The organism is Bradyrhizobium sp. USDA 4503 (genome assembly GCF_054055815.1).
On sequence record NZ_JBSRXS010000001.1, the window covers coordinates 700,882 to 726,505 of the forward strand.

Sequence of the window (25,624 nt, forward strand, 5' to 3'; positions counted from 1 at the left end):
TTGGCAACGTGGCGTGCGAGCATTCTTTCGCCTGCGCTCTGTTGCGTCGGTCGGCGCCTCCGTGATGACAGGGCGGCCGCATCGTCGATGCGGGTGTTCGTGAAAGGAGCCCGCGCAGGTCGATCATGCCGCGCGAGACCCGATCGGGGTCACAGACCGGCGTCGTGGTCCCGCGCGAGCGCAACGAGATCGCCCTCGAGCCGGACGATCGTGACCTGCGTTGCTTGCCGGCCGGCGGCTTCAATCCTGCCGGCGATCGTCCGCTCTGCGGAAATCGATGACGAAACGGCGTTGCCCATTGCCTACCGCATGGCTTGACGCCGCTGCGGCCGCGAGACGCAGCTTCGGCCTTGCACCCCATTTCCGTCTATCATACCCCGTGGGACCACGATCCGCGCGAAGCTCAAACGCGCGCCAGTACTTGCAGGGAGCCCTCATGACCAAAAGCAATGCCCGCACCGGAGGCCAGATCCTGATCGACCAGCTGGTCGCGCAAGGGGTGGAGCGCGTCACCTGCGTGCCGGGCGAGAGCTATCTGGCGGCGCTCGACGCCTTGCACGACAGCGCGATCGACGTCGTGATCTGCCGCGCCGAGGGCGGGGCCGCGATGATGGCGGAGGCCTATGGCAAGCTCACGGGACGTCCGGGCATCTGCTTTGTCACCCGCGGTCCGGGCTCGACCAATGCCGCCCATGGCGTGCACATCGCGATGCAGGACTCCACCCCGATGATCCTGTTCGTCGGCCAGGTCGACACCGGCATGCGCGAGCGCGAGGCATTCCAGGAACTCGACTACAAGGCGGTGTTCGGCACGATGGCGAAATGGGCGGTCGAGATCGATCGTCCGGATCGCATTCCGGAACTGGTCGCGCGCGCCTTCCGCGTCGCGCTGCAGGGCCGGCCCGGTCCGGTGGTGATCTCGCTGCCGGAGAACATGCTGACTGAAACCGCCGCGGTCGCCGACGCGCCAAAGGTCGAGCCTGCGGCGACCTGGCCTGCGCCGGCCGATCTCGAGCGCCTCGGCAGCATGCTCGCCGGCGCCAAGGCGCCGATCGTAGTGCTCGGTGGCTCGGCCTGGACCGCGGAGGCCGCCAAGGGCATTGCGCGCTTCGCCGAGCGCTTCGACCTGCCGGTTGCCACCTCGTTCCGCCGCGCCTCGCTGTTCGACGCCGACCACTCGCATTATGCCGGCGATCTTGGCATCGGCCCGAGTCCGAAGCTCAGGGATCGCATCACCGGCGCCGACGTCATCCTCCTGATCGGCGGCCGCATGTCGGAAATGCCGTCCTCGTCCTACACGCTGCTCGACATTCCGGTGCCGAGCCAGAAACTGATCCATGTCCATCCCGGCGCCGAGGAGCTCGGCCGTGTCTACCAGCCGGCGCTGGCGATCCAGGCGACGCCTGCGGCCTTTGCCGCCGCGGTCGAGACCATGATGCCGGCGGCAGTGCCGGCCTGGAAGGGCGAGGCGGCCAAGGCGCACGCGGATTACCTCGCCTGGACCGACAAGCCGCGCGAGCTGCCGGGCAGCTTCCAGTATGGCGAGGTCGTGACCTGGCTGCGCGATCGCCTGCCGAAGGATGCCATCGTCTGCAACGGCGCCGGCAATTATGCCGGCTGGATTCACCGCCACCATCGCTTCCACGCTTTCGCCGCGCAGCTCGCGCCGACCTCGGGCTCGATGGGCTACGGCGTGCCGGCGGCTGTGATGGCCAAGCGGCATCATCCGGACCGGGTCGTCGTGGCGTTCGCCGGCGACGGCTGCTTCCTGATGAACGGGCAGGAGTTCGCCACCGCCGTGCAGTATGACGCGCCGCTGATCGTCGTCGTCATCGACAACGCGCAATACGGCACCATCCGCATGCATCAGGAGCGCGACTATCCGGGCCGCGTCGTCGGCACCCAGCTCAAGAACCCGGACTTCGCGCTTTACGCCAAGGCGTTCGGCGGCCATGGCGAGCGGGTCGAGCGCACCGAAGACTTCGTGCCCGCGTTCGAGCGCGCGCTGGCCTCCGGCAAGCCCGCGATCCTGCACTGCCTGGTCGATCAGCGTGCGCTGTCGGTCGGCAAGGATTTTGCGCCGCAGGCCACGCGCTAGGGCATGATCCGGAAAAATGCGAAGCGGTTTTCCGAGGAGATCATGCCCAAACAAAAGTCCCGTCACGTCGCGATCATCGGGGCCGGCGCGGTCGGCGTCATCAGCGCCATCGAGGCGCTGCGTGCGGGCCACAGCGTAACCTTGATCGATCCGGGCGAGCCCGGCGGCACCCAGGCGGCGAGCTACGGCAATGCCGGTTGGCTGTCGTCGCATTCGGTGATCCCGCCGGCCGAGCCGGGCACCTGGAAGAAGGTGCCGGGCTATCTGGTGGATCCGCTCGGGCCGCTGGCGATCCGCTGGTCGTATCTGCCGAAGGCCTTGCCGTGGCTGGTCAAGTATCTGCTGTCGAGCCGGACCGAGGCGCAGGTCGAGGCCACCGCGCGGGCGATGCGCGATCTCCTGAAGGATGCACCGCTGCTGCACCGGCAGCTCGCCGAGGAAGCCGGCGTGGGCGAATTGATCGAGCGGCGCGGGGTGATGCATGTGTTTCCCTCACGCGCGCCGTTCGACCGCGATCTCGGCTGGCGCATCCGCAAGCGCGTCGGCATCGAATGGCTGGAACTCGATGAAGACGAGATGCGCCAGCGCGAGCCCGATCTGCATCCGCGCTACAAATTCGGCGTCGTGGTGGAGGAGGCGGGCCGCTGCCGCGATCCCGGCGCCTATGTCGCGGCGCTTGCCGCGCACGCCGTCGCGAACGGCGCCGAACGCGTCGCCGCCAAGGCAACGGGCCTCAGGCTCGCCGGTGACAGGCTTGTCGGTGTGATCACCGAGAGCGGCGAGATCGCCTGCGACGCCGCCGTCGTCGCCGCGGGCGCGCGCTCCAGGCAATTGACCGCCTCGATCGGCGATCCGCTGCCGCTGGAGACCGAGCGCGGCTATCACGTCATGATCGAAAATCCGGAATCCGGCCCGCGCAATTCGATGATGGCCTCCGATGCCAAGATGGTCGTCAACTGGACCGATAAGGGCCTGCGCGCCGCCGGCACGGTGGAGATCGCGGGGCTTGACGCCGCGCCGAACTGGAAGCGCGCCGAAATCCTGCGCAAGCACCTCTTCAATATGTTCCCGAAGCTGCCGACGGATATTCCGCCATCGCGGATCAAGACCTGGTTCGGCCATCGGCCGAGCATGCCGGACGGGCGCCCCTGCATCGGTTATGCCCGTGCCACGCGCGATGTGGTCTACGCCTTCGGCCACGGCCATGTCGGCCTGGTCGGATCGGCCCGGACCGGCCGGCTGGTCGCGCAACTCCTGAGCGGCAAGGCGCCCGAGATTCCGCTCGCCCCGTTTGCGCCCTCGCGCTTCCTGTAGGAAGCAACGGCGGCGAAGCCTCAGCTGTCGCCGGCCCAGGCCGTGATCGCGGCCGGTGCGATCACGCGTCGCGGTGCGTGCGGATTGATCGTTCCGGCGCTGACGTCCTGCGTCTGAACGAGCAGCGTGCGCGCAAACGCCTTGGCGTCCTGCTCGGTCGTGAAGGTACGGGTCTGGCGCGCGAAGCGGTGATGTCCGGCGTCAGGATTTCGCATGGCGAACGAGACGTACCAGATGGCCTTGTCGGTCTTCATCGCGCCTCTTTGGTGGTAATCCGCCCGCGCGATCGCGACGTGATGCTCGATGCTCGATGTGCAAAAAGTGCCAAGACAAAGAATCCTGAAATACAACACATTGCGGCGAATAGGCTCCTCGGCGAACCAGCAATGCTACAGCATCGGCACGTCTACCGATACTGGCGGCATATTACCTGTCAACCGATGGGTGAAATGACAATGCGCCGTTGCGACGTTGGTTCCATCCGGCAAATTGCCATGTCGGACGAGGCGCTGGTCGCGGTCCGCGAAGGCGAAGCGGCGGCCCTGAAGCCCGTGAACTGGTGGCGAGCCGTCACGTCAAGTGTCGATACTTTCGAACGCACGACGTAGGCCTTGCTAGATGACTTGGTCCTCCTTGCGGGCTGCGTTGATGGTTTCCTCCACCTCGGCGGCAAGGGCCGTGAGATGTTCGGCGAGCTTGCTGAACAACTCGCGCTTGCGCATGTCAGTCGCCAGGTCTCGGATCAACGCACATTCCGCCGCGTCACGGCGAAGCTTTTCGAGATGCGTCAGCATGTCCTGCATTTTTCGTCCCCGAATGCCGTACTCCGCAACGCTAAGGCGGCACAGAACCGCGCAACAATAACCTGTGATAGTTTTCGCGAACCTTGGCGACGGTCGCGTATTTTTCTGACCCTCAGGGCAAGCTTGGCTTGCGACATTCAGTGTCGTCCCTGCGAAAAGCAGGGACCCATGACCACAAGTGCTGATTGGTGTGCTTCGCTGGAATGACCAGCTTTGTTCACAACATCCGCCGCGGCGTATGGGTCCCTGCTTTTCGCAGGGACGACAGCGAGGATGAGGCGATAGCGCTGCCTCTCTCACGACCCGATCCGCACCACCATCTTGCCGAGCGCCGCACGGGTCTGCATGGTGGTGAAGGCCGCGCGAAAATCGTCGAATGCGAACACCTTACCGACAACAGGCGTCAGTCGGCCATCATTCAGCCATGCCGACAATTGCGTCATCACGCGCGCCTGCGCGTCGGGCTCGCGCCGCGCGATCTGGGCGGCATCGACGCCGATCAGGAGGCCGCCTTTCAGGAGCGGCAGATTGAACGGCAATGCGGGAATGCTGCCGGCCGCGAAGCCGACCACGACATGGCGGCCGTTCCAGGCGATCGAGCGGAACGCCTGCGGCGAGACCTCGCCGCCGACCGGATCGAAGATCACGTCGGCGCCGTGGCCGCCGGTCGCGTCCTTCAGCGCGTCGCGCCAGTCGGGCTTCGTGTAGTCGACGACAGCGTCGGCACCGAAGCTTGCGGCGAAGTTGCGCTTCTCCTCCGTCGAGGCCGCGGCGACGACGCGCGCGCCGAGCAGCTTGCCGACTTGAATGGCGGCGATGCCGGTGCCGCCGGCGGCGCCGAGCACCAGCAACTGCTCGCCGGCCTTGAGCGAGCCGCGCTCGCCGAGCGCATAGAGCGCGGTGAGGTAATTGGTGCGAAAGGCCGCGGCGGCCTCCATCGACAGTCCGTCGGGCATGATCTCGACGGCGTCGCGTGGCACCACGATGTGCTCGGCCAGCGCGCCCGAGCGCGCCGCGCCCATCACCCGCATGCCCGGCGCGATGCCGGCGACGTCGCCTGCGACCGCATCGACCACGCCGGCGAATTCCGCGCCCGGCGTGAAGGGCAGGGCATCCTTGGTTTGGTAGCGGCCCTCGACCTTCAGCCCATCGACGAAGCCGATGCTCGCGGCGTGGACCTGGACTCGGATCTGTCCGGGGCCGGGTTCGGGGGTGGCGATCTCCCTCAGCCCGATCTGATCGATGGGCGCGTATTGCTCGACGACGACGGCCTTCATCCTGTCCTGCTCATTGGTTGGTTTCCTCGAGAGCCTTTTCCGCTCCGATTGAATCGGAATGGGGCCCCGGATTCTTGTGTTGACGCGTCTTCTTCACGCGAGCCGGTAGCCAGTTCGCGCGAATACGCTTCCGGCAAACCTATCCCATGTCCGTTGTTCTACGGGGAGGGGATTTGCGCATGCCACGGCAGGCTCGCATGCGGAAAGCCAGCATCTTCAACGACATCGCGAAAAGACCGGCGTTTACCCGTTGTTATCCCTACCAAATTCGGTAACGCGTCCTTAATGGCGTTAACGTTAGGGTTTTCCACGCGGCCCGCCTTGGGCTGCGCGCCGTCCAGGACGGGCAGGTTGCGTACGCGTTGGAGTCTCCTATGGATATCATGACTGGCGCCGGGCTGTTGGCTGGCATCATCGTCATCGCGGTGATGATGTTCATGGGCGGCGACCTGCACATGTTCGTCTCCGAACACGCCATGATCATCATCTTCGGCGGCTCGATCGCGGCGACGATGATCCGCTTCCCGCTGGGCGTGATGCTGCATGGGCTGCCGCTCGGCGCCAAATTCGCCTTCACGATGAGCCGGCTGTCGGCCCGCGACCTCGTCGACGAGCTCGCCCGCATCGCCGAGATCGCCCGCAAGCAGGGGCCGGTCGGCCTGGAAAAGGTCGAGACCGACGAGCCGTTCCTCGCCAAGGGCATCCGTTACGTCGCCGACGGTTACGACCTCGAATTCATCCGCGACAACATGGAGCGCGACCGCGACAACTTCCTGATGCACCTCGACGAGGGCAGCAAGATCTATCGCGCGATCGGCGACTGCGCGCCGGCGTTCGGCATGATCGGCACGCTGATCGGCATGGTGCAGATGTTCGCCAACATGACCGACCCCTCCAAGCTCGGCCCGTTCATGGCGACCGCGCTGCTCGCGACGCTGTACGGCGCGCTGGTCGCCAATTTGTTCTGCCTGCCGATCGCCGACAAGCTGCACGGCAAGCTGCTCGACGAGGAGACCAACCGCACGCTGATCATCGACGGCATCCTGATGATCCGCGACTCCAAGAGCCCGGCGCTGGTGCGCGAGATGCTGCTGGCCTATCTGCCGGAGAAGCATCGCCAGGAGGAAGGCGAGCCGGTTCCGGCCTGACCGGACCGCGCTTTCGGGAAACGCAGCGATGGCCAAGAAAAAGCGCGGCGACGCCCATACCGGAGGTCACGGTTGGTTCGTGACCTTCGCCGACCTGATGGGCCTGATGATGAGCTTCTTCGTGATGCTCGTCGCGTTCTCCACCATGGACAACAACAAGCTGAAGATCGTCGCCGGCTCGATGCGCGATGCCTTCGGCGTGCAGACCAATGTGCGCTATTCCGGCATCGTCGAATCCGACGGCCTGCCGACCCGGCCGAAGCTGAAGAACGTCGAGCACATCTCGCCGGAGGACTCCTCGGCCAATCCGACGCCGGACGAGAAGGAGCGCAGCCAGATCAACGGCGCGCGGCTGAAGATCGACCGCGAATTTGCGCTCGCCTCGGCCTCGCTCCGCCAGGCGCTGCAGGACATGCCGGAGCTGACCGAGATCTCCAAGAACATCATGTTCGAGGAGACCAAGGAGGGGCTCAACCTCGAGATCGTCGACCAGGACGGCCGCTCGATGTTCGCGGACGGTTCCAGGGAGCCGTACGACCGCACCCGCCGGCTGATCCAGAAGCTGGCCGCGCCGCTGAAGGCGACGCCGCTGCGGGTTGCGATCGTGGGGCATACAGCCGCAGGCTTCGTGCCGGCGCGCAGCGATTATGACGGCTTCGACCTGTCCGCGGACCGCGCCAACGCGGTGCGGCAGATCCTGGAGCGGGAAGGGCTGCCGCCGTCGCATATTTTCGCGGTTTCCGGCAAGGCCGACGGCCAGCCGCTGTTTCCCGACGATCCGACGCTGCCGGCCAACCGTCGCGTGACCATCACGTTGATGCGGGAAAATCCGCCGCTGCCGCCGGATCTGAAGCCGTAGCTCTGGGTTACCATACTACCGTCAACTACCATTGTTGCGCGGTTGACACGCGATGCGGAAGCGTCGATAGCCGCGCGGATCAAATCAACCGATCGGGCGTTCCAACCTCGCCATGGCTGTCAGCGTCTCATCTACCGAAGCTCAGGAAGGACAACCGACCTCCAGCTTCTGGGCCCTGACACTCGGCAGCATCGGGGTGGTGTTCGGCGATATCGGAACTTCGCCGCTCTACGCATTCCGTGAGGCGGTCGGCGGCGCCGCGCACGGCCAACCGGTCACCCGCATCATGGTGCTGGGCGTGCTCAGCCTGATCCTGTGGGCGCTATTCACCGTCGTCACCGCGAAATACGTGCTGTTGCTGCTGCGCGCCGACAACAATGGCGAGGGCGGCACGCTCTCGCTGATGGCGCTCGGCCAGCGCGCGATCGGTCTGCGCAGCTGGCCGCTGCTCGCGCTCGGCGTGGTCGGCGCCTCGATGTTCATCGGCGATTCCATGATCACGCCGGCGATCTCGGTGCTGTCGGCGGTCGAAGGCCTCAAGCTCGCCACCCCGCATCTCGAGCACTATGTGGTGCCGCTGACGATCCTGATCCTGGTCGTGCTGTTCTCTGTGCAGAGTTCTGGCACCGCGCGCGTCGCTTCCGCCTTCGGTCCGGTGATGGTGGTGTGGTTCGCCTCGCTGGCGGTGATGGGGCTCGTTCACATCATGGACGACCCGTCGGTGCTGGCGGCGATCAATCCCTATTACGCGCTCCAGTTCATGCTGACCCACGGCACCATCGGCCTGGTGACGCTGGGCGCGGTATTCCTCGCGGTGACCGGCGGCGAGGCGCTGTATGCCGATCTCGGGCATTTCGGCCGCAAGCCGATCCAGTCCGGCTGGCTGTTCTTCGTGCTGCCGTCGCTGCTGCTGAACTATTTCGGGCAGGGCGCGCTTGTGCTGTCCGATCCCAGCGCGATCGAGAACTCGTTCTACCGCATGGTGCCCGACGTGCTGCTGCTGCCCCTGGTCGGGCTAGCCACCGCCGCGACGGTGATTGCAAGCCAGGCGGTCATCACCGGCGCCTATTCGCTGATCAGCCAGGCGGTGCAGCTCGGGCTCTTGCCGCGCTTCGAGGTTCGCTACACCTCGGAGACCCATGCCGGTCAGATCTATCTGCCGCGCGTCAACCGGCTGCTGCTGATCGGCGTGCTGCTGCTGGTGCTGCTATTCCGCACCTCGAGCGGGCTGGCGTCGGCCTATGGCATCGCCGTCTCCACCACGATGGTCGCCGACGGCATCATGGGCTTCATCGTGATCTGGAAGCTGTGGAACTGGCGCGTGGCGTCGGCGGCGGCATTGATCCTGCCGTTCGTGATCGTCGACATGACCTTCTTCAGCGCCAATCTCCTGAAGCTGTTCGAGGGCGCGTGGGTGCCGCTGCTGTTCGGCGTCGTGATGGCGACGATGATCTGGACCTGGCGCCGCGGCGCCGCCATCCTGGTCGCCAAGACCCGACGCATCGAGGTGCCGCTGCGCGACCTGATCCACAGTCTGGAGAAGCGGCCGCCGCATATCGTCAAGGGCACCGCGGTGTTCCTGACCAGCGATCCGAGCTTCGTGCCGACCGCGTTGCTGCACAATCTCAAGCACAACAAGGTGCTGCACGAGCACAACGTGATCCTGACCATCGAGACCGCACCGACGCCGCGCGTCGATCTATCCGAGCGCGTCAACATGGAGAAGGTGAGCGACAAGTTCACCGCGGTACGGCTGCGCTTCGGCTACATGGAATCGCCGAACGTGCCCAAGGCGCTGGCGGTCGCGCGCAAGCTCGGCTGGCAGTTCGACATCATGTCGACCTCGTTCTTCGTGTCGCGCCGCTCGCTGAAGCCGTCGGCCCAGTCCGGCATGCCGCAATGGCAGGACCACCTGTTCATCGCGATGAGCCGGTCCGCCAATGATGCCACCGACTATTTCCAGATCCCGACCGGCCGGGTGGTTGAAGTGGGTACCCAGGTAACTATCTGACCGGGCGCAGGATTCTGACATTGATCGGCCGTGACCCATGCGTGATGTGCATGGCGGAGGCCTGAATCCGGGCTAACCTATGCATTCCTGCCGGGAGTATAGCGCTGCGACCCGGGCATTGTGCGGTGCGGCAGAAGACAGAGGCACAGCTTCCCCATGTCATCCGAGAGTGCGATCACCGCGGCGGAAACGCCGGCGGCAAACGGCAATGGTGAGGCGCATTCAACCGCCACCTTCAAGGCCCTGATGCTCGGCAGCATCGGTGTCGTCTATGGCGACATCGGCACCAGCCCGCTTTACGCCTTGCGCGAGGCCGTCGTTGCCGCCGCCGGCGGCGAGGGCGCGGTGACGGCGCATGCGGTGCTCGGCGTGCTCTCGCTGATCCTCTGGGCTTTGATCGTCGTCGTCACGCTGAAATACGTCGTGATCCTGCTGCGCGCGGACAACAATGGCGAGGGCGGCACGCTGGCGCTGATGGCGCTGGCGCAGCGCGCGGCGACCAAGGGCGGCGCCGCGATCGTGCTGCTCGGCATCATCAGCGGCGCGCTGTTCTATGGCGACGCCGTCATCACGCCGGCGCTCTCGGTGCTGTCGGCAATCGAGGGCATCAAGCTCGTCACCTCGACATTCGATCCATATGTCGTGCCGCTCACGGTGGTGATCCTTGTCGTCCTGTTCGCGGTGCAGTCGCGCGGCACCGCGCGCGTCGCGGCCTTCTTCGGCCCGGTGATGTGCGTATGGTTCGCCCTGATCGCGGTCGCGGCGCTGCCGCAGATCGCGCGGCATCCCGAAGTGCTATACGCGCTCAATCCGATTCTCGCGGTGTCGTTCATGCTGCATCACGGCGTGATCGGCTTCATCACGCTCGGTGCGGTCTTCCTCGCGGTGACTGGCGCCGAGGCGCTCTATGCCGACCTCGGCCATTTCGGCAAACGCCCGATCCAGACCGCGTGGCTGTTCATCGTGCTGCCGTCGCTGGCGCTGAACTATCTGGGGCAGGGCGCGCTCCTGATCGGCAATCCCAAGGGCATCGAGAACCCGTTCTTCCTCATGTTCCCGGACTGGGCCTTGATCCCGATGGTTGCGCTGGCGACCATGGCGACCGTGATCGCGAGCCAGGCCGTCATCACCGGCGCGTATTCGCTGACGCGGCAGGCGATCCAGCTCGGCCTGTTGCCGCGGTTCGAGATCCGCCACACCTCGGAGGCGCATTCCGGGCAGATCTACATGCCGCGCATCAACCGTTTCCTGTTCATCACGGTCATCGTGCTGGTGCTGATGTTCCGCTCGTCGAGCGCACTGGCATCGGCTTACGGCATCTCGGTGACCGGCACCATGGTGGTGACGGCGATGATGGGTTTTGTCGTGATCTGGAAGGTCTGGCGCTGGTCGCCGATCGCGGCCGCCGCGCTGGTCGCGCCCTTCCTGTTCCTCGACATCACCTTCCTGGCCGCCAACCTGCTCAAGGTGTTCGAGGGCGGCTGGGTTCCACTCGCGCTTGGCGGCGCCATGATCGTGGTGATGTACACTTGGCGGCGCGGCAGCCGCCTGTTGTTCGAGAAGTCGCGCAAGCTAGAATTCCCTCTCGCCGATCTCGTCGCGATGCTGGAGAAGCGGCCGCCGCAGCGGGTCTCCGGCACCGCGGTGTTCCTGACCAGCGATCCCGTCAGCGCGCCGACCGCGCTGATGCACAGCCTCAAGCACTACAAGGTGCTGCACGAGAAGAACGTCATCCTGACCATCGAGACCGCGCCGACGCCGCGGATCGATCCGTCCGAGCGGGTGCGGATGGAGCAGCTGAGTGAGACCTTCTCCAAGGTGACGCTGAAGTTCGGTTTCATGGAACAGCCGAACGTGCCGAAGACGCTGGCGATCGCCCGCAAGCTCGGCTGGCAGTTCGACATCATGTCGACCTCGTTCTTCCTGTCCCGCCGTGCGCTGAAGCCGGCGGCGCATTCGGGCATGCCGAGTTGGCAGGACCATCTGTTCATCGCGCTGAGCCGCTCGTCGAACGATGCCACCGACTATTTCCAGATCCCGACCGGGCGGGTGGTCGAGGTCGGCACGCAGGTCACGATCTAAGACTACGATCCGGCGATTCCGCGTGGCATCTAACCCGTTTCGGACGCTTGATTTTCTCCGCGCAAGAGGCGACTTTGCGGCCCGGAACGGTGAGCCGCGCGATGCTCGCCAAAGATCATGTCGGGAGGATATTTCCGTGGCGGACCACAAGGTGGAAGATTTGTTTCCGGACGAGGTGTCGAAGGGCATAGCGGAAGGCCGCTATCTCCTGGTCGACGTCCGTGAGCCGAACGAGGTCGCCGTCGAGGCCTATCCCGATGGCGTTGTGGTGCCACTGTCGACGTTCGACCCGGCGGCGATTCCGGATCCGCAGGGCAAGCAGGTGGTGTTCGCCTGCCGCTCCGGTAAGCGCTCGGTGACGGCCTCGCTGGCCGCCCAAGCCGCGGGCCTGCCCTATGACAAGCATCTGGCGGGCGGCATCATCGGCTGGAAGGCGGCGGGACTGCCGACCAAGACCGGCGGCTGATCCCTGACATGACCTCCATGAACAAGGTCTTCGCGGACCTTCCTGTCACCATCTTCGAGGCGATGTCGCAGGCCGCGCGCGACAACAACGCCATCAATCTCGGCCAGGGCTTTCCCGACGATCCCGGTCCGGAGGACATCCGCCGCGCCGCCGCGGACGCCTCGATCAACGGCTATAATCAATATCCGTCGATGATGGGCATCCCGGAACTCCGTCAGGCGATCGCATCGCATTACGGCCACTGGCACGGACTCAAGCTCGATCCGATGACCGAGGTGATGGTCACCTCCGGCGGCACCGAGGCGCTGACCGCCTCGATCCTCTCCGTGGTCGAGCCCGGTGACGAGGTGGTGTGCTTCCAGCCGGTCTATGATTCCTATCTGCCGATCATCCGCCAGGCCGGCGGCATTCCGCGGCTGCTGCGGCTCGAACCGCCGGAGTGGCGGCTGAGCGAGGAGATGCTGCGCAGCGTCTTCAATCACAAGACCAAGGCGGTGCTGTTCAACAATCCGCTCAATCCGGCGGCGGTGGTCTATCCGCGCGAGGACCTCGAACTGCTGGCGCGGTTCTGCCAGGAATTCGACGCGGTCGCGATCTGCGACGAGGTCTGGGAACACGTGGTGTTCGACGGCCGCGAGCACATCCCCCTGATCACGATCCCGGGCATGCGCGACCGCACCATCAAGGTCGGCAGCGCCGGCAAGATCTTCTCGCTGACCGGATGGAAGATCGGCTTCGTCTGCGCCGCGCCGCCGCTGCTGCGCGTCGCTGCGAAGGTGCACCAGTTCCTTACCTTCACGACGGCGCCCAATCTGCAGGCGGCGGTGGCATATGGCCTCGGCAAGCCCGACGACTATTTCCTCGACATGCGCAAGGACATGGCGCGGAGCCGCGACCGCCTGACCAAGGGGTTGGAGAGCATCGGCTTTCCGGTGCTGAAGTCGCAGGGGACCTACTTCCTCACCGTGGACCTGTCGCCGCTCGGGCTCAACGAGACCGATGCGGAGTTCTGCTGGCGGATCGTGCACGACTACAAGGTCGCGGCGATCCCGGTGTCGGCGTTCTACGAGCAGGATGCGGTGACATCGGTCGTGCGTTTTTGCTTCGCCAAGAAAGACTCAACGCTCGACGCCGCGCTGGAGCGGTTGTCGGACGCCGTTCACCGCCGCAAGAGGTAGGCCAGAATGCGAGAGCAGAACCGTCGTCTCGTCAGCTTCGTCGGCGCGGTCGCGACGGTCCTGCTGCTCTCGGCCTCCGCCGACGCCGAGGAGCGCACGGTCAACTTCTACAACTGGTCGAACTACATGGCGCCGGGAGTCCTCGAGGACTTCACCAAGGAAACCGGCATCAAGGTGGTCTACGATACGTTCGACGCCAACGAGACGCTGGAGACGCGGCTGCTCGCCGGCAAGTCGGGCTACGACGTCGTGGTGCCGACCGGCTACTTCCTGCAGCGCCAGATCACCGCGAAGGTGTTCCTCAGGCTCGACAAGTCGAAGCTGCCGAACCTCGCCAATGCATGGCCTGTGGTGACGGATCAGCTTGCGACTTACGATCCCGGCAACAATTACGGCGCCAACTACATGTGGGGCACCACCGGCATCGGCTACAACGTCAGGATCGCGCAGAAGATACTCGGTCCGGACGCGAAGATCGACAGCTGGGACATGGTGTTCAGGCCGGAGAACCTCGCCAAATTCAGGGATTGCGGCATCCACATGCTGGATTCCGCCGACGACATCCTGCCGGCGGCGCTGAGTTATCTCGGCCTCGATCCGAATTCGACCAAGCAGGCCGACCTCGAGAAGGCCGCCGATCTCGTCATCAAGATCCGGCCCTATGTGCGCAAATTCCACTCGTCCGAATATCTCAGCGCGCTGGCCTCGGGTGAGATCTGCTTCGTGGTCGGATGGTCGGGCGACATCATGCAGGCGCGCAGCCGGGCGGCGGAAGCGAACACCGGCGTCGAGATCGGTTACACGATCCCGAAGGAGGGCGCGCAGATGTTCTTCGACAATCTCGCGATCCCCGCGGATGCGAAGAATGTCGCCGAGGCCTACGAGCTGATCAACTACCTCTACCGTCCCGAGGTCGCGGCGAAGAACTCGAACTTCCTGTCCTACGCCAATGGCAATCTGGCGAGCCAGAAGCTGATCGACCCGAAGATCTTCAACGACAAGAATATCTATCCCGACGAAGCGATGCAGAAGAAGCTGTTCGTGATCACCGCGCGCGATCCGGCGACGCAGCGGATCATCAATCGCCTGTGGACGCGGGTGAAGACCGGGAAGTAGGTCTATCCGTCATTGCGAGGAGCGAAGCGACGAAGTAATCCATCGCTCCGTATGCTCGGAGAAATGGATTGCTTCGCTTCGCTGCAATGACGAGTGTCGGGCCTACCGCCAGCGCCGGTGCAGCCAGAGCCATTGATCGGGATACTCGCGGACCCAGCCCTCGACCACGTCGGTGATCGCCTGCATGGTGCCCTGGATGTCGATCTGGCCGGATGCGTCGAACACCGGCTTGACTTCCTCCGTGACCTCGCCGCGGAAGCGGCCGTCGGGCAGGCGGATGATCCGCGTGCCGTGGATGGGGCAATCGATCTGCCGGCGCAGGCGCGCCAGCAGCGGATTCGCCGTGGTCTTGCGGCCGAAGAAGGTGACGGGAACGCCGTTGGTCAAATACTGATCGACCAGCATCGCGACGTGCTGGCCGTTCTTCAGTGCTTGCGCCAGCTTGAGCGGTGCGTCGCGGCCGGCCGGCACCAGCGTGCCCAGATTGACCGCGCGGATGCGTTCGATGGCGCGGTCGGCGGCTTCGATGTTCGGTCGCCGAAACAGGATGGTGGCGTCGAGCCCATGCGCTGCGGCGGCAATTGGAGAGAGCTCCCAGTTGCCGAGATGTGCGGCGAAGAACAGTGCCGGCTTGCCGTCGTCACGCAACTGGTCGAACAGCTGCTTGCTGCGCGCCGAGAATTCGACGCGACCCGGCTTGTCGGGATTCTGGGGGTCGTGGTCCCAGATGCGGTCGATGTGCGCGAATTCAGCGCCGATGCGTCCGAGGTTGTGCCAGACGCCCGTCAGGATCTCCTCGATCTCCTCCGGTGACTTTTCCGGGAAGGCGGCCGTGAGGTTCTCGCGGCCGATGCGATCCTCGCGCAGCCGGCGGCCGATGAAATGCGCGGCGCGGCCGAAGAATCTTGCGGTCTTCTCGGGATCGAAGTAGCGCGTCGTACGCAACAGGCCGATCGTCAGCCCGCCGATCGCCGCGTCGGTCACGGGCTTCGCGGCGTCACGCAGGTGCGCCCTGGTGCGAAGGAGCAGACGTTTCATCTGATGAGGCTAGGGCGCTAGGCCGGCTCGCGCGTCAGGATCAGTGAGGCGTTCTGCCCGCCGAACCCGAACGAGTTCGACATCACGGCGGTCACCTTGGCATCGCGCGCCTTGTTGCCGACCACGTCGAACGGGATCGCGGGATCGGGCACCTCGTAGTTGATCGTCGGCGGAATCCGCTGATGCTCGAGCGTGAGCAGCGAGAAGATCGCCTCGACTGCACCGGCGGCCGAGATGGTGTGGCCGACCATCGACTTGTTCGACGACACCGGAATGTTTTTGGTGTGTTCGCCAAACACGGCAGACGTCGCAAGATACTCCATCTTGTCGTTTTCCGGCGTCGAGGTCCCGTGCGCGTTGATGTGATCGATTTGCTCGGGCTCCATTCCGGCATCGGCGAGTGTCTTGCGCACGCAGCCGATCGCCGGCTTGCCGTCCGGGGCCGAGCGGGTGCGATGGAAGGAATCGGTGAGCTCGCCGCAGCCGGCGACGACGCCGAGGATGCGCGCGCCGCGGGCCATCGCGGCCTCGTAGCTCTCGAGCACCAGCGCGCCGGCGCCTTCGGCCATCACGAAGCCGTCGCGGTTCTTCGAGAACGGTTTCGAGGCGGCCTGCGGCGGGTCGTTCTGGGTGGAGAGAGCCGACAGCAGCGAGAAGCGCACCATGGCTTCCGGGTTCACCGAGCCGTCGGTTGCGACGCACAGCGTCGCATCGGTTTCGCCGCGGCGGATCGCCTCGACGCCGAGCTGGATCGCGGTCGCACCGGAGGCGCAAGCCGTCGACAGCGAAATCGGGGACCCTTTGGTACCGAAGGTCTCGGCGAGGTTGAGCGCGACGGAGCCGAAGGTGAAGCGCCGGTGAAAGTGCGCGAACTTCCCGCCACTGCAGGTCGCCAGGTATTCGATGATTCCAAAGTCCTTGGTCGGAACCTCGCGCGCGACTTCGAGCCGCTGCGGCCACTCGGTCTCGATCGGGGCGACCGCCAGAAACAGCGGGCCGGGAAAGTCGCCCTTGCTGCCGATGCCGGCTTGCTCGAGCGCTTCTTCGGTCGCGATCTCCGCCAGACGCTGCGACAGGCTGGTCGAGGAGAACGGGTCGACGGTGACGAAATCGACGGCGCCGGCCATCGTCGTCTTCATACTGTCGAGCGGGAAGCGTGTCACGGTCTTGATGCCGGACTCACCCGCGGTGAGGCGCTTCCAATTATCGGTCTTGCCGCCGCCGAGCGACGTCACGATTCCCATGCCGGTCACGACAACGATCGGTCGGCCGAATTTATCGCGTGGTGCTGTCATGGTGTCCCCGTCGGTGCTTGCGCCGGACTTAAAGTGCGATGAGCTTCATCGCACCCTAGTTGTTTGTTCGAGCATGATGTTCGGAAACAATTTTCCGGATCATGCTCTAACTGACGGCCTCGACCAGTGCCATGCCTTCGCCCTGCCAGTGGCCGACCCCCAACACCACAATTTGGGTTGGTGCTTCGGTCTTTTCAACCTCCAGCCCGGTCGGGTCGTTGGCCGGATAGAGCGCGCCGCGCGAGATCGACAACGCGGCCAGCGCGAGCCCAAGCGGGAACTGCGCCTCCATGGTGTGGCCAAAGGTCGTTCCGGTGGCGCGGACGGCTAAGCCGGCATGCTGGCTGAGGAATGCGCGCTCTTCGGCGGTCGCAGGCTCGGCGCCGGTCGCGCCCGTGATCAGGATACCGTTGTCGCCGCTGACGCCGAGCTGCGGCCACAACGCCTGCAGCGATTTCGTCACGGCGCCCGGCTCCTTGCGTCGGGCAAGGTCGGCGACAACCTTGGTCAGCTTGGCGTACGGCTTTGCGCCGCGGGCCTCGGCATGTTCGCGCGATTCCATCACGAGGAAGGCGCCGGCGGAGCCGATGGCAAAGCCCGGGTTGTTCCTGCGGGCCCAGACCGAGCTATGCTGGTCCTTGAGGGCGAGATCGCCGAATGCATAGAGCATCAAGAGGTCGCCGCGATCGCCGTTATGAGCGGCGCCGACCAAGGCGATGTCACTCTGGCCGGCCCCGATGCGGGCGACCGCGATCCGTGCCGCGTCGATGCTCGAGGCTTCCTCGCCCATGAAGGTACGCGAGGTCCCGCACACGCCGTGAACGATCGCGATGTTGCCGGCGAGCAGGTTGGAGAGCTGCGCCAGGAACAGCGTCGGGCGCAGCTCGTTCATCAGCTTCTCGTTGAGGAGGGCTGGCGGCAACTTGCCCTGTGCGTCGGCGTTCATGATCGCGAGGTCGACAGTGAGGTCACGCTCGCCGCCACCGGCTGCGATGATCATGTCCATCCGCGACAGGATTTCCTGATTGCCTTTGACGCCGGCGGAATCGAGCGCCAGCCCGGCGGCATAGGTGCCGATCCGCTGCCACGTTTCCATCTGACGCTGATCGCCCTTCTTCGGGATCTGGGTGTCGAAGCTGACGGGAGCGATCGGATGGATCACGTATGGCGCGAGACGCTTCTCGTCGGCATTGACGCGCCGGGCGCCGAGCGCCTCCCAATGCGCATCCAGTCCCTCGCCAAGCGAGGAGAGCAGGCCTACGCCGGTGATCCAGACTTCCTTCTCAGCCATTACTCATTGCCTGCTGCGGAAACCCGATCTTGGCGGCCATCGCATCCATGTGCACGCGCAAGTCCGGGCTGGGGAAGGGGATGTGACGGAAGGTCAGCTCGGCATTGCACTTGAGCTCCTTGCCGACGCGAACCTTCGCCGAGGTCACGGCGAAGCCTGAACCTTCGTGCTCGATCTTGGCCTCGATGGTCAGGACCGAGCCGGGGCTGACGAAGCCGCGCATCTTGGCTTCCTTGACCATGGCGAGGAAGGGCATGCGCTCGAACTTGGTCAGACCAAGGATCAGCCAGCCCGAGCTCTGGGCCATTGCTTCGGTCAGCAGCACGCCGGGCATGATCGGGTAGCCCGGGAAGTGCCCCGCGAACACCGAATGGCTGTCGGGCGGAACATCCGCCTCGACGACAATGGTCCTTGCGTCGAGGTTGAGGTCGACGATCCGATCAATCAGCTGAAAGATCTCGAGCTGCATGATGGGCGATTACGAGCCCGTGCCCGTGCCCGCGTTCTTGGCTGCAACCAGCTCGTCGATGCGGTCGGCGAGATTCTTCAACACGAAATACTGCTCCGTCGTGGCCTTGCCGTCGTTGACCTCCTGGGTCCACTTTTCGAGCGGCATCTTGATCCCGAAGGCCTTGTCGATGGCAAAGGCGATGTCGAGGAAGTCGAGGCTGTCGATCCCCAGATCATCGATCGCGTGGCTCTCCGGCTTGATCGTGTCGCGCGGGATGTCGCAGGTCTCCGCGATAATGTTGGCGATCTGCTCGAATGTGGAGGACATCATTAAGCCTTTGATATATTGAAGGTAATTCCGGGTCGGCTCAGAGGAGGCGGGCGCGTTGCCCCGGAATGCCCGATTGCTGGTGCCGGAGTCGTGTGCCCGTATATCGGAGCAGGGCCGTTAGTTCAATGGAGCTTGGCCGGCATCGCAAGGACGGTTTTTGGGCAGGGTTCCGGCCAGCCTAGCTGCGCGGCATCACCGTAATCTTCGCGCAATCCCGGCGGCCCATCAGCACGCAATCCTGGGTCTTGCGCAAATCGGCGATGCTCATGGCAAGCCAGATGCCGATCGCGGTGAGCGCCACCGTGAAGGCGAAGGCGGCGATGTTGGCGAGCATGCGCTGGCGGAAATCGTCGGGCTCCTCGCGCGGCTTCTCATAGCGAGAGAGATCGTTGGCAACGGAAGCCGGGCGCGTCGTTCGGTGCGGCTCCTCGCGCTTGCCGGGCGGCTGCGCCGAGGTACGCGGCCGGAATTTGAGCACCACGTGCTCGGCATCCGAGGAGATTGGCCGCTGCGTCTTCACTGTTTGTCAGTCCGGTCGCGTCGCCGGTTATGTTTAGCATGTTCGCTGCACTTCACACCTAAAATCTTGGTGCGCGCAGAGGTGGTATTCATGCGTCGATCACCTCCAGGAACTGGCTTGCCGTCGAGGCGGCTGCTGCGGAGCGCGGGATGCTCGGCATTGCGATGACCAAGCCGATGTCGACACACTTGTTCGACCTTCGCGCATGCACAGTTTGCGCTGCAACGCCGTCACGGAGGTTGAGGCTGCGCGCCCGGGCATTGGCAGCCCGGGCATAGACAGCCCGGGAGCATCGACAGCCGAGGGCGGACCATCCGGCCATCGGCCCCCACCGCTTCGTGAAGCCATTCCGGCACACCGGACTCTTTCACCCGCCTGCGGGCTCATGACATAGTGGAACCCGTTCCGGAGTGCCGGTCAAAAGGGAGCATAAGTCATGGCCCACACGCGCGAGCCTTACGTCAAACCGGTCCCGATCCTGTCGCTGCGGCCGACCCAGATGACGGTCGGCATGCAGGAGGTGACGGAGAAGCGGAAGCGCTGGCGCGAGCACAAGTCGGACAAGAAGCGCGCCGAACTGCTGGGCAAGCACATGATCCCGGTCGTCCATGGTCCCGACGATCGCTACTACGTGGTCGATCACCATCACATGGCGCGGGCGCTGCACGACGAGGGCGTCAAGGACATCCTGGTCACGGTGATCGGCGATCTCACGATGGTCGAGCGTGACGTGTTCTGGGGCGTGATGGACAACAAGCGCTGGGTCTATCCCTACGATTCCAAGGGCGAGCGCCGCCACTTCAAAGACATTCCGAAATCGATCAAGGACCTCAGGGACGATCCGTTCCGCAGCCTCGCCGGCGAGATGCGCCGGGCGGGCGGCTTTGCCAAGGACACGACGCCGTTCAGCGAATTCCTGTGGGCCGATTTCCTGCGCCGCCACATCCCGCGCAAGACGGTGGAGAACAATTTCGCCAAGGCGCTGGAGAAGGGACTGGCGCTCGGCCGCAGCAAGGACGCGGTCTATTTGCCCGGCTGGTGCGGGCCGGCATCTGACGACTGATCTGCCGCGACCGCCGGCCCGTGTTGATCCTCCCTGCCGCCGAGCAAGTGGTGCAGCCACCGCTCGGTCCGCTTGCCGAAGGTCAACAGCAGGAACGCCAGCGCGACGGCGGTGACGACGATCGGCCAATGTCCGGCGCCGCAGACGATGCCGACGCAAGCGGCGAAGAAAGCGCATGCGGCGCTGGTCAGGCCGCGGACCTGGAAGCGGTCGCCCTGCCGCACGATCACGCCGGCGCCGAGGAATCCGATGCCGGTCAGCACGCCCTGGATCACGCGGCTCACCGCGTCGGTGAATTTGCCGGGCTCGACGGCCTGCAATGCCAACAGCACGACCATGGCCGTCGAAAGGCTGACGAGACCCAGCGTCTTCAGGCCGATCGGCTTGCCGCGCAGGTCACGGTCGAGCCCGATCGCGCAACCGGCAAGGGTGGCCGCGCCGAGACGCAGGACGATCTCGCTCCAGTCCGCCAAGGCGTCCTCTATTTCGGCTGCCGGCCGAGCATGTAGAACTCGCTGTTCGGCCGCATGCCGGTGACGTTGGCGAGCCGGTTCGACAGCGCGAAGAATGCCGCAACCGCGGCGATGTCCCAGACGTCGTCGTCGCTGAAGCCGTGGGCCGCAAGCGTGGCGAAGTCCGCCTCCGAGACTTCCTCAGCGGCGCGGCTCACCTTCATGGCGAAGTCGAGCATCGCGCGCTGCCGCGGCGTGATGTCGGCCTTGCGGTAGTTGACCGCGATCTGGTCGGCGATCTCCGGATTCTTGGCGCGGATGCGCAGGATCGCGCCGTGGGCGATCACGCAATACTGGCACTGGTTGGCGGCGCTGGTCGCCACCACGATCATCTCGCGCTCGGCCTTCGAGAGGCCGGAGTCCTTTTCCATCAGCGCGTCGTGATAGGCGAAGAAGGCGCGAAACTCGTCGGGGCGATAGGCCAAGGTGAGGAAGACGTTCGGCACGAAGCCGGATTTCTCCTGCACCGCCAGGATGCGGGCGCGGATGTCCTCGGGGAGCTTGTCGAGAGCGGGCGTCGGGAAGCGTTTTGCGGTCGGCTGCGTCATGAGATGGTTCCGGCGTGCCGCCTGGATGCGGCGTCACGCGAGACCATAGTGGATGACGCCTTGGGCGCAAGGCGCATCGGCGCCTTGGCGGAATTCGGCTAACGCAGCGGCTTCTTCAGCAGCGAGAAGCGGTCCGGATCGAGGCCGAGCGAGGGCTGCAGCATCGGCGCCTCGGCCGGCGCCATGGTGCGCGCCGGCGCCGGAGAGTTGAAGTTGGCGTCGCCGCTCGGGCTATCGCGATGCGAGGTGGCGCCGCGCCAGCGCTCCAGCACGGCGCTGACGAAATGCATGTCATGGCCGGCGGTGACCGACGGTACCGTGGCGATGGTGGCCTCGCCGCGCGGCAGCTGGTGCGGCGGCACCTCCTTGAAGCGCAGCCGGGTCGGCAGCGCCACGCCTTCGCCGAACGCCAGCACCTCGCGGGTGCCGAGCGAGGGCACGAAGGACAGCAGGTTGGCGGCGGCATCCGAGACCGCGGAGCGTAGCAGCGCCTGGTCGCGGTCGTTGGCGAGGCGCATTGTGAACAGCGTGTTGCACTGAGAGATGATGGTCGCGTCGAGCTCGGCCGGACGCTGGGTGATCAGGCCGAGATAGACGCCGTATTTGCGGCCTTCCTTGGCGATGCGCGACACCGCCTTGCGGGTCGGCCCGAAGCCGATATTGCGGTCGGCCGAGGCGTAGCGGTGCGCTTCCTCGCAGACGAACAGCATCGGCGAGACGCCGTCGCTCCACAGCCCGAAATCGAACGCCATGCGGCACAGCACCGACACCACGGAATCGACGACTTCGGCGGGGAAGCCGGCGAGCTGCATGATCGTCATCGGCTTGCCGTTGGCGGGCAGGCGGAACAGATGGCTGATCACCTCGGCCATTGTATCGCCGCCGACATTGGCATTATCGAACATGAAGGCGTAGCGCGGATCGTTGCGCACCGCGTCGATGCGCGAGATCAGCTTGTGATAGATGATGCGCGAAGAGCGGTTCTCCAGCTTGCCCATGCGCTCGTCGATCAGCGAGATCAGGTCGACGAGGCGATAGGGCACCGGCGTATCGACGGTGTAGCCGACCTGCTTGGGGTCGATGCGCTTCAGCCCGAGACCGACCCGGTCGGAGTTCTGGTACTGGGTGTAGATGCCCTTCGCCATCGGGATCACTTCGGCGAGGATGTCGAGCTCCTCGGGCACGCCGGGCCGGCCGCCGAACAGCACGTCGACGATCTCTTCGAAGTTGAACAGCCAGAACGGCAGCTTCAGGTTCCGCGGGTTGAGCACCTGCGCGCGCTCGCCGAAGCAGCGGCCATATTCGTTGTGCACGTCGAGCAGGAAGATGCGCAGGTTCGGCCGCGACTTCAGGATCTCGTTGAGCAGCAGCGACACGCCGGTCGACTTGCCGACGCCGGTCGAGCCGAGCACCGCGAAGTGCTTGGACAGCATCTCCTCGACGTCGACATAGGCGATGACAGAACGATCCTGCTGCAGCGTGCCGACATTGATCTGGTCCGAGCCGCTCGGCGCATAGACCGTGCGCAGCTCCTGGTTCGTGATCAGATCGGTGCTGTCGCCGATGGTCGGATAGTGGGTGACGCCGCGCTGGAATTTCGGGCGGTCGCCGCCCAGGATCTCGCCCAGCAGGTCGACCGAGGCGGTCGCCATGTATTCGTCGGATGCCGGCAGGTTCTCGCACGTCACTTCGGTGATCATGGCGACGATGACCGAGCTCGCGCAGCGGATACTGACGAACCGGCCGACGGTCGCTCGCATCTCTGAAAGTTGCATCTGGCCGCCCGCCAGCAGCCCAACCCGGGCCTGCGAGCCGCGCACAGAGATCACACGTCCGAAGGGTGTCACAGTTCCGCCTGGCTCGTTCTCAAAATCTAAATGTCCGGACCAATATGCCCGCCCGGGATTGGAAAAACCGTTAAATCGCCGGGGTTCCGCATCGGCTAAATCTACACCTTCCCGGTGACGATTTGTTTCTATCGTACCGGGAGATTACGCGCTGTCGCGCGCATCGGCGGTGGAATCGTCGCTTTCCGGCACAGCCGCCTTTGTTTCCCGGTTTTTCCGTTAAGGCGGGATTCACCATCTCCGAGGAGTGCATCGGCAGCTCCGTAGGTTTACGGGGCAATGGGCGCGATTTGTCATACGCTGTCGCCCGGTATCGCGTAACCGATTGCTAACTGCGAGTTGTAACGACCTTTCCATTTGTGCTGCGTAACGATGCCGCGCCCTGGGAGAGATCAGCGTGCGCATCGAACACCGCAATTCATCGTCAGGAAATGCCGATGCTGGCTCGACCAAGGGGCTGGCGTTCTGTGCCGGCCTGTTGGTCGGCAGCCTGCTCGGAAGCGCGACCGCGCAATGGAGTGAGCGCGAAGGCCTGCTGATGGCGGCATTCGCGATCATGGCCGTGATCGTCTTCCTGTTGCTCAAGCGGCACGAAATCTCCGACGAGCGGCTCGCCACCGAACGTCGCAATCTCATGACCGCCGTGAACAACATTCCGCAGGGCCTCGTGCTCTACGATGCATCGGCGCGCATCATCATCTGCAACCGCCCCTACATCGAGATGTTCGGGCTTTCGCCCGACGTCGCCAAGCCCGGCTGCACGATGCACCGGCTGATTGCGCATAGACAGGAGACGGGCTCGTTCGACGGCGATGTCGACGACTTCTGCGACGCCATCATCGGCAACGTGAAGCTTGGCCGCGCCACGCGTCAGCTGACGCAGGCGCCGGGCGGGCGCGCGATCGAGATCGTCAACAAGCCGCTGCCGGAAGGCGGCTGGGTGGCGACCATCCAGGATGTCACCGAGCGTGCGCGCACCGAGAACAAGATCGCCCACATGGCGCATTATGATGCGCTGACCGACCTGCCGAACCGCGTGCTGTTCCGCGAACGCCTGGAGCGGGCGCTGAAGGCGATCCGGCCGGATCAGCAGCTCGCGGTCATGTATATCGACATCGACGAGTTCAAGGCCGTCAACGACGCGCTCGGCCATCAGATCGGCGACGAATTGCTCAGGGCGATCGCCGACCGCCTGCGCGGCTGCGTTGGGGACACCGACGTCGCGGCGCGGCTCGGCGGCGACGAGTTTGCCGTGATCCAGACCACCGTCCGCGATCAGACCGAGACCATGCAGCTCCTCGCTGCGATCTATCAGTCGATCCGCCGGCCGATCGACTGCAGCGGGCATCTGATCACCACCGATGCCAGCATCGGCATCGCCGTTGCGCCCGCCGACGGCCTCGACATCGATCAATTGCTGCGCAATGCCGACCTCGCGCTCTACGGGGCCAAGAGCGACGGCCGCCGCACCTACCGGTTCTTCGAGACCGGCATGGATGCACGCGCCAAGGCGCGGCGCAGCCTCGAGCTCGAGCTGCGCCAGGCGATCGCTGACGGCAGCTTCGAGCTGCACTATCAGCCGCTGCTCCATCTCGAGGAGGGCCAGGTCAGTTGCTGCGAGGCGCTGGTGCGCTGGCGTCATCCCGAACGCGGCACCATCTCGCCGGCGGATTTCATCCCGATCGCCGAGGACACCGGCCTGATCAACGATCTCGGTCACTGGGTGCTCAACACCGCGTGCCGCGAGGCGATGAACTGGCCGGAGCATGTTCATGTCGCGGTCAACGTGTCTCCGATCCAGTTCAAGAGCCAGACGCTGGCACTCAACGTCGCCGCCGCGCTCGCCGCGACAGGTCTGGCACCTTCGCGGCTCGAGCTCGAGATCACCGAGGCGGTGCTGATCCGCGACGACGAGGCTGCGCTCGATATCCTGCATCAGCTGCGCGAACTCGGCGTCCGTATCGCGCTCGACGATTTCGGCACCGGCTATTCCTCGCTGAGCTATCTGCAGCGCTTCCCCTTCGACAAGATCAAGATCGATCGCGCCTTCATCAAGGATCTCGCCGGGACCGGCGCGTCGTCCACGATCGTCCAGGCCGTCGTCAACATCGCCGCTGCCAGCGACATGACCACGACCGCGGAGGGCGTCGAGACCGAGCAGCAGCGCAACCTGCTGCGCATCCTCGGTTGCACCGAGATGCAGGGCTATCTGTTCAGCCGGCCGGTGTCATCGGCTGAAATCCGCAAGCTCCTGTCGTCGGATCACGAGAAGGCCGTCTCGGTCGCCTGACGCCTGCCTTGACCGCTTTCACGAGGTGATTCCGGCCATGGAATGCCCTGCGAGCGCAATTGCCGTCGCCAGTAATTTGTTGACGGG

General features: G+C 65.0%; 24 protein-coding genes and 1 pseudogene. 12 read left to right on the top strand and 13 right to left on the bottom strand.

From position 1 onward, the window contains the following. Positions 1-149: 149 nt before the first annotated feature. A complete protein-coding gene (locus tag ACVMIH_RS03315) occupies positions 150-299 on the bottom strand; it encodes a hypothetical protein (RefSeq protein WP_156436480.1) in 150 nt (49 codons plus the stop codon). Between the two features lie 137 nt (positions 300-436). Here ACVMIH_RS03315 and ACVMIH_RS03320 point away from each other — a divergent pair, with 137 nt between their 5' ends. Continuing rightward, positions 437-2,098 carry a thiamine pyrophosphate-binding protein gene (locus ACVMIH_RS03320; protein WP_057019700.1) on the top strand — a complete coding sequence of 554 codons (1,662 nt, stop codon included), beginning with the start codon at positions 437-439 and terminating at the stop codon, positions 2,096-2,098. Positions 2,099-2,140: 42 nt separating this feature from the next. Continuing rightward, entirely contained in the window at positions 2,141-3,412 is a 1,272-nt protein-coding gene (locus ACVMIH_RS03325; RefSeq protein ID WP_057020023.1) for an NAD(P)/FAD-dependent oxidoreductase, read from the top strand. 20 nt (positions 3,413-3,432) lie between these two features. On the opposite strand, the gene ACVMIH_RS03330 is transcribed toward ACVMIH_RS03325, so the two are convergent. Then, the gene (locus ACVMIH_RS03330) at positions 3,433-3,666 is read right to left on the bottom strand and encodes a hypothetical protein (protein ID WP_057019701.1); all 234 of its coding nucleotides are present in this window, start codon (positions 3,664-3,666) and stop codon (positions 3,433-3,435) included. Between the two features lie 42 nt (positions 3,667-3,708). Here ACVMIH_RS03330 and ACVMIH_RS03335 point away from each other — a divergent pair, with 42 nt between their 5' ends. Beyond that, positions 3,709-4,020: a hypothetical protein gene (locus ACVMIH_RS03335; RefSeq protein WP_245311745.1), complete on the top strand. Its 312-nt coding sequence runs from the start codon at positions 3,709-3,711 to the stop codon at positions 4,018-4,020. A gap of 6 nt (positions 4,021-4,026) precedes the next feature. Here the strand turns inward: ACVMIH_RS03335 and ACVMIH_RS03340 are convergent, their stop codons facing one another. Next, entirely contained in the window at positions 4,027-4,215 is a 189-nt protein-coding gene (locus ACVMIH_RS03340) for a hypothetical protein (protein ID WP_016848414.1), read from the bottom strand. Positions 4,216-4,511: 296 nt separating this feature from the next. After that, positions 4,512-5,492, bottom strand: coding sequence for an NADPH:quinone oxidoreductase family protein (locus tag ACVMIH_RS03345; protein WP_456860747.1), 981 nt, complete (start codon positions 5,490-5,492; stop codon positions 4,512-4,514). A 374-nt stretch (positions 5,493-5,866) separates the two neighbouring features. Between ACVMIH_RS03345 and ACVMIH_RS03350 the strand changes: the two genes are divergently transcribed. The 7 genes from ACVMIH_RS03350 to ACVMIH_RS03380 all read left to right on the top strand — a co-directional run bounded on the left by ACVMIH_RS03350 (position 5,867) and on the right by ACVMIH_RS03380 (position 14,352). Beyond that, positions 5,867-6,640, top strand: a complete 774-nt coding sequence (locus ACVMIH_RS03350; RefSeq protein WP_456860749.1) for a motility protein A — start codon at positions 5,867-5,869, stop codon at positions 6,638-6,640. A gap of 28 nt (positions 6,641-6,668) precedes the next feature. Continuing rightward, the gene (locus ACVMIH_RS03355; RefSeq protein WP_016848417.1) at positions 6,669-7,499 is read left to right on the top strand and encodes an OmpA/MotB family protein; all 831 of its coding nucleotides are present in this window, start codon (positions 6,669-6,671) and stop codon (positions 7,497-7,499) included. A 112-nt stretch (positions 7,500-7,611) separates the two neighbouring features. Continuing rightward, entirely contained in the window at positions 7,612-9,510 is a 1,899-nt protein-coding gene (locus ACVMIH_RS03360) for a potassium transporter Kup (protein ID WP_456860751.1), read from the top strand. A gap of 156 nt (positions 9,511-9,666) precedes the next feature. Further along, on the top strand, positions 9,667-11,592 hold the full coding sequence (locus tag ACVMIH_RS03365; protein ID WP_456860754.1) for a potassium transporter Kup: 1,926 nt from the start codon (positions 9,667-9,669) through the stop codon (positions 11,590-11,592). A gap of 136 nt (positions 11,593-11,728) precedes the next feature. Next, the gene (locus tag ACVMIH_RS03370) at positions 11,729-12,058 is read left to right on the top strand and encodes a rhodanese-like domain-containing protein (RefSeq protein WP_016848419.1); all 330 of its coding nucleotides are present in this window, start codon (positions 11,729-11,731) and stop codon (positions 12,056-12,058) included. A gap of 8 nt (positions 12,059-12,066) precedes the next feature. After that, positions 12,067-13,236, top strand: coding sequence for an aminotransferase (locus ACVMIH_RS03375; RefSeq protein ID WP_456784642.1), 1,170 nt, complete (start codon positions 12,067-12,069; stop codon positions 13,234-13,236). Positions 13,237-13,242: 6 nt separating this feature from the next. Next, positions 13,243-14,352 (top strand): polyamine ABC transporter substrate-binding protein, encoded by a 1,110-nt coding sequence (locus ACVMIH_RS03380; RefSeq protein WP_456851453.1) that lies wholly within the window; start codon positions 13,243-13,245, stop codon positions 14,350-14,352. Positions 14,353-14,454: 102 nt separating this feature from the next. Here ACVMIH_RS03380 and ACVMIH_RS03385 read toward each other — a convergent pair whose 3' ends face one another. The 6 genes from ACVMIH_RS03385 to ACVMIH_RS03410 all read right to left on the bottom strand — a co-directional run bounded on the left by ACVMIH_RS03385 (position 14,455) and on the right by ACVMIH_RS03410 (position 19,277). Beyond that, positions 14,455-15,390 carry a lipid A biosynthesis lauroyl acyltransferase gene (locus tag ACVMIH_RS03385; protein WP_456860756.1) on the bottom strand — a complete coding sequence of 312 codons (936 nt, stop codon included), beginning with the start codon at positions 15,388-15,390 and terminating at the stop codon, positions 14,455-14,457. Between the two features lie 17 nt (positions 15,391-15,407). Continuing rightward, complete coding sequence (locus tag ACVMIH_RS03390) at positions 15,408-16,685, bottom strand: beta-ketoacyl-ACP synthase (RefSeq protein ID WP_028344597.1); 1,278 nt, start codon at positions 16,683-16,685, stop codon at positions 15,408-15,410. Positions 16,686-16,791: 106 nt separating this feature from the next. Further along, the gene (locus tag ACVMIH_RS03395) at positions 16,792-17,976 is read right to left on the bottom strand and encodes a beta-ketoacyl-ACP synthase (protein ID WP_456860758.1); all 1,185 of its coding nucleotides are present in this window, start codon (positions 17,974-17,976) and stop codon (positions 16,792-16,794) included. Continuing rightward, positions 17,969-18,445: a 3-hydroxyacyl-ACP dehydratase FabZ family protein gene (locus ACVMIH_RS03400; protein ID WP_057019709.1), complete on the bottom strand. Its 477-nt coding sequence runs from the start codon at positions 18,443-18,445 to the stop codon at positions 17,969-17,971. Before ACVMIH_RS03400 ends, ACVMIH_RS03395 begins: the two co-directional genes overlap by 8 nt. Positions 18,446-18,454: 9 nt before the next feature. After that, positions 18,455-18,754, bottom strand: coding sequence for an acyl carrier protein (locus tag ACVMIH_RS03405; RefSeq protein WP_024582229.1), 300 nt, complete (start codon positions 18,752-18,754; stop codon positions 18,455-18,457). A 181-nt stretch (positions 18,755-18,935) separates the two neighbouring features. Next, positions 18,936-19,277 (bottom strand): hypothetical protein, encoded by a 342-nt coding sequence (locus ACVMIH_RS03410; protein WP_057019710.1) that lies wholly within the window; start codon positions 19,275-19,277, stop codon positions 18,936-18,938. Positions 19,278-19,713: 436 nt separating this feature from the next. Between ACVMIH_RS03410 and ACVMIH_RS03415 the strand changes: the two genes are divergently transcribed. Beyond that, positions 19,714-20,340 carry a ParB-like protein gene (locus ACVMIH_RS03415; protein WP_057019711.1) on the top strand — a complete coding sequence of 209 codons (627 nt, stop codon included), beginning with the start codon at positions 19,714-19,716 and terminating at the stop codon, positions 20,338-20,340. Here ACVMIH_RS03415 and ACVMIH_RS03420 read toward each other — a convergent pair. The 3 genes from ACVMIH_RS03420 to ACVMIH_RS03430 all read right to left on the bottom strand — a co-directional run bounded on the left by ACVMIH_RS03420 (position 20,301) and on the right by ACVMIH_RS03430 (position 23,247). Beyond that, entirely contained in the window at positions 20,301-20,813 is a 513-nt protein-coding gene (locus ACVMIH_RS03420) for an MgtC/SapB family protein (protein WP_057019712.1), read from the bottom strand. The two genes, ACVMIH_RS03415 and ACVMIH_RS03420, sit on opposite strands and share 40 nt — an antisense overlap. Before the next feature lie 8 nt (positions 20,814-20,821). Beyond that, positions 20,822-21,400, bottom strand: coding sequence for a peroxidase-related enzyme (locus ACVMIH_RS03425; protein ID WP_076826497.1), 579 nt, complete (start codon positions 21,398-21,400; stop codon positions 20,822-20,824). Between the two features lie 98 nt (positions 21,401-21,498). Then, positions 21,499-23,247: an ATP-binding protein gene (locus ACVMIH_RS03430; protein ID WP_137479616.1), complete on the bottom strand. Its 1,749-nt coding sequence runs from the start codon at positions 23,245-23,247 to the stop codon at positions 21,499-21,501. Positions 23,248-23,746: 499 nt separating this feature from the next. Here ACVMIH_RS03430 and ACVMIH_RS03435 point away from each other — a divergent pair. Beyond that, positions 23,747-25,537, top strand: a pseudogene (locus tag ACVMIH_RS03435) (putative bifunctional diguanylate cyclase/phosphodiesterase); the annotation flags it as partial. Positions 25,538-25,624 lie beyond the last annotated feature (87 nt).

What these genes read in the sequence shown, in the direction of transcription:
- ACVMIH_RS03380 (WP_456851453.1), top strand. Translation starts at nt 13,243, where the DNA reads ATGCGAGAGCAGAACCGTCGTCTCGTCAGCTTCGTCGGCGCGGTCGCG.
- ACVMIH_RS03320 (WP_057019700.1), top strand. Translation starts at nt 437, where the DNA reads ATGACCAAAAGCAATGCCCGCACCGGAGGCCAGATCCTGATCGACCAG.
- ACVMIH_RS03415 (WP_057019711.1), top strand. Translation starts at nt 19,714, where the DNA reads ATGGCCCACACGCGCGAGCCTTACGTCAAACCGGTCCCGATCCTGTCG.
- ACVMIH_RS03365 (WP_456860754.1), top strand. Translation starts at nt 9,667, where the DNA reads ATGTCATCCGAGAGTGCGATCACCGCGGCGGAAACGCCGGCGGCAAAC.
- ACVMIH_RS03400 (WP_057019709.1), bottom strand. Translation starts at nt 18,445, where the DNA reads ATGCAGCTCGAGATCTTTCAGCTGATTGATCGGATCGTCGACCTCAAC.
- ACVMIH_RS03395 (WP_456860758.1), bottom strand. Translation starts at nt 17,976, where the DNA reads ATGGCTGAGAAGGAAGTCTGGATCACCGGCGTAGGCCTGCTCTCCTCG.
- ACVMIH_RS03375 (WP_456784642.1), top strand. Translation starts at nt 12,067, where the DNA reads ATGACCTCCATGAACAAGGTCTTCGCGGACCTTCCTGTCACCATCTTC.
- ACVMIH_RS03390 (WP_028344597.1), bottom strand. Translation starts at nt 16,685, where the DNA reads ATGACAGCACCACGCGATAAATTCGGCCGACCGATCGTTGTCGTGACC.
- ACVMIH_RS03345 (WP_456860747.1), bottom strand. Translation starts at nt 5,492, where the DNA reads ATGAAGGCCGTCGTCGTCGAGCAATACGCGCCCATCGATCAGATCGGG.
- ACVMIH_RS03330 (WP_057019701.1), bottom strand. Translation starts at nt 3,666, where the DNA reads ATGAAGACCGACAAGGCCATCTGGTACGTCTCGTTCGCCATGCGAAAT.
- ACVMIH_RS03335 (WP_245311745.1), top strand. Translation starts at nt 3,709, where the DNA reads ATGCTCGATGCTCGATGTGCAAAAAGTGCCAAGACAAAGAATCCTGAA.
- ACVMIH_RS03425 (WP_076826497.1), bottom strand. Translation starts at nt 21,400, where the DNA reads ATGACGCAGCCGACCGCAAAACGCTTCCCGACGCCCGCTCTCGACAAG.
- ACVMIH_RS03360 (WP_456860751.1), top strand. Translation starts at nt 7,612, where the DNA reads ATGGCTGTCAGCGTCTCATCTACCGAAGCTCAGGAAGGACAACCGACC.
- ACVMIH_RS03315 (WP_156436480.1), bottom strand. Translation starts at nt 299, where the DNA reads ATGGGCAACGCCGTTTCGTCATCGATTTCCGCAGAGCGGACGATCGCC.
- ACVMIH_RS03340 (WP_016848414.1), bottom strand. Translation starts at nt 4,215, where the DNA reads ATGCAGGACATGCTGACGCATCTCGAAAAGCTTCGCCGTGACGCGGCG.
- ACVMIH_RS03325 (WP_057020023.1), top strand. Translation starts at nt 2,141, where the DNA reads ATGCCCAAACAAAAGTCCCGTCACGTCGCGATCATCGGGGCCGGCGCG.
- ACVMIH_RS03350 (WP_456860749.1), top strand. Translation starts at nt 5,867, where the DNA reads ATGGATATCATGACTGGCGCCGGGCTGTTGGCTGGCATCATCGTCATC.
- ACVMIH_RS03405 (WP_024582229.1), bottom strand. Translation starts at nt 18,754, where the DNA reads ATGTCCTCCACATTCGAGCAGATCGCCAACATTATCGCGGAGACCTGC.
- ACVMIH_RS03355 (WP_016848417.1), top strand. Translation starts at nt 6,669, where the DNA reads ATGGCCAAGAAAAAGCGCGGCGACGCCCATACCGGAGGTCACGGTTGG.
- ACVMIH_RS03385 (WP_456860756.1), bottom strand. Translation starts at nt 15,390, where the DNA reads ATGAAACGTCTGCTCCTTCGCACCAGGGCGCACCTGCGTGACGCCGCG.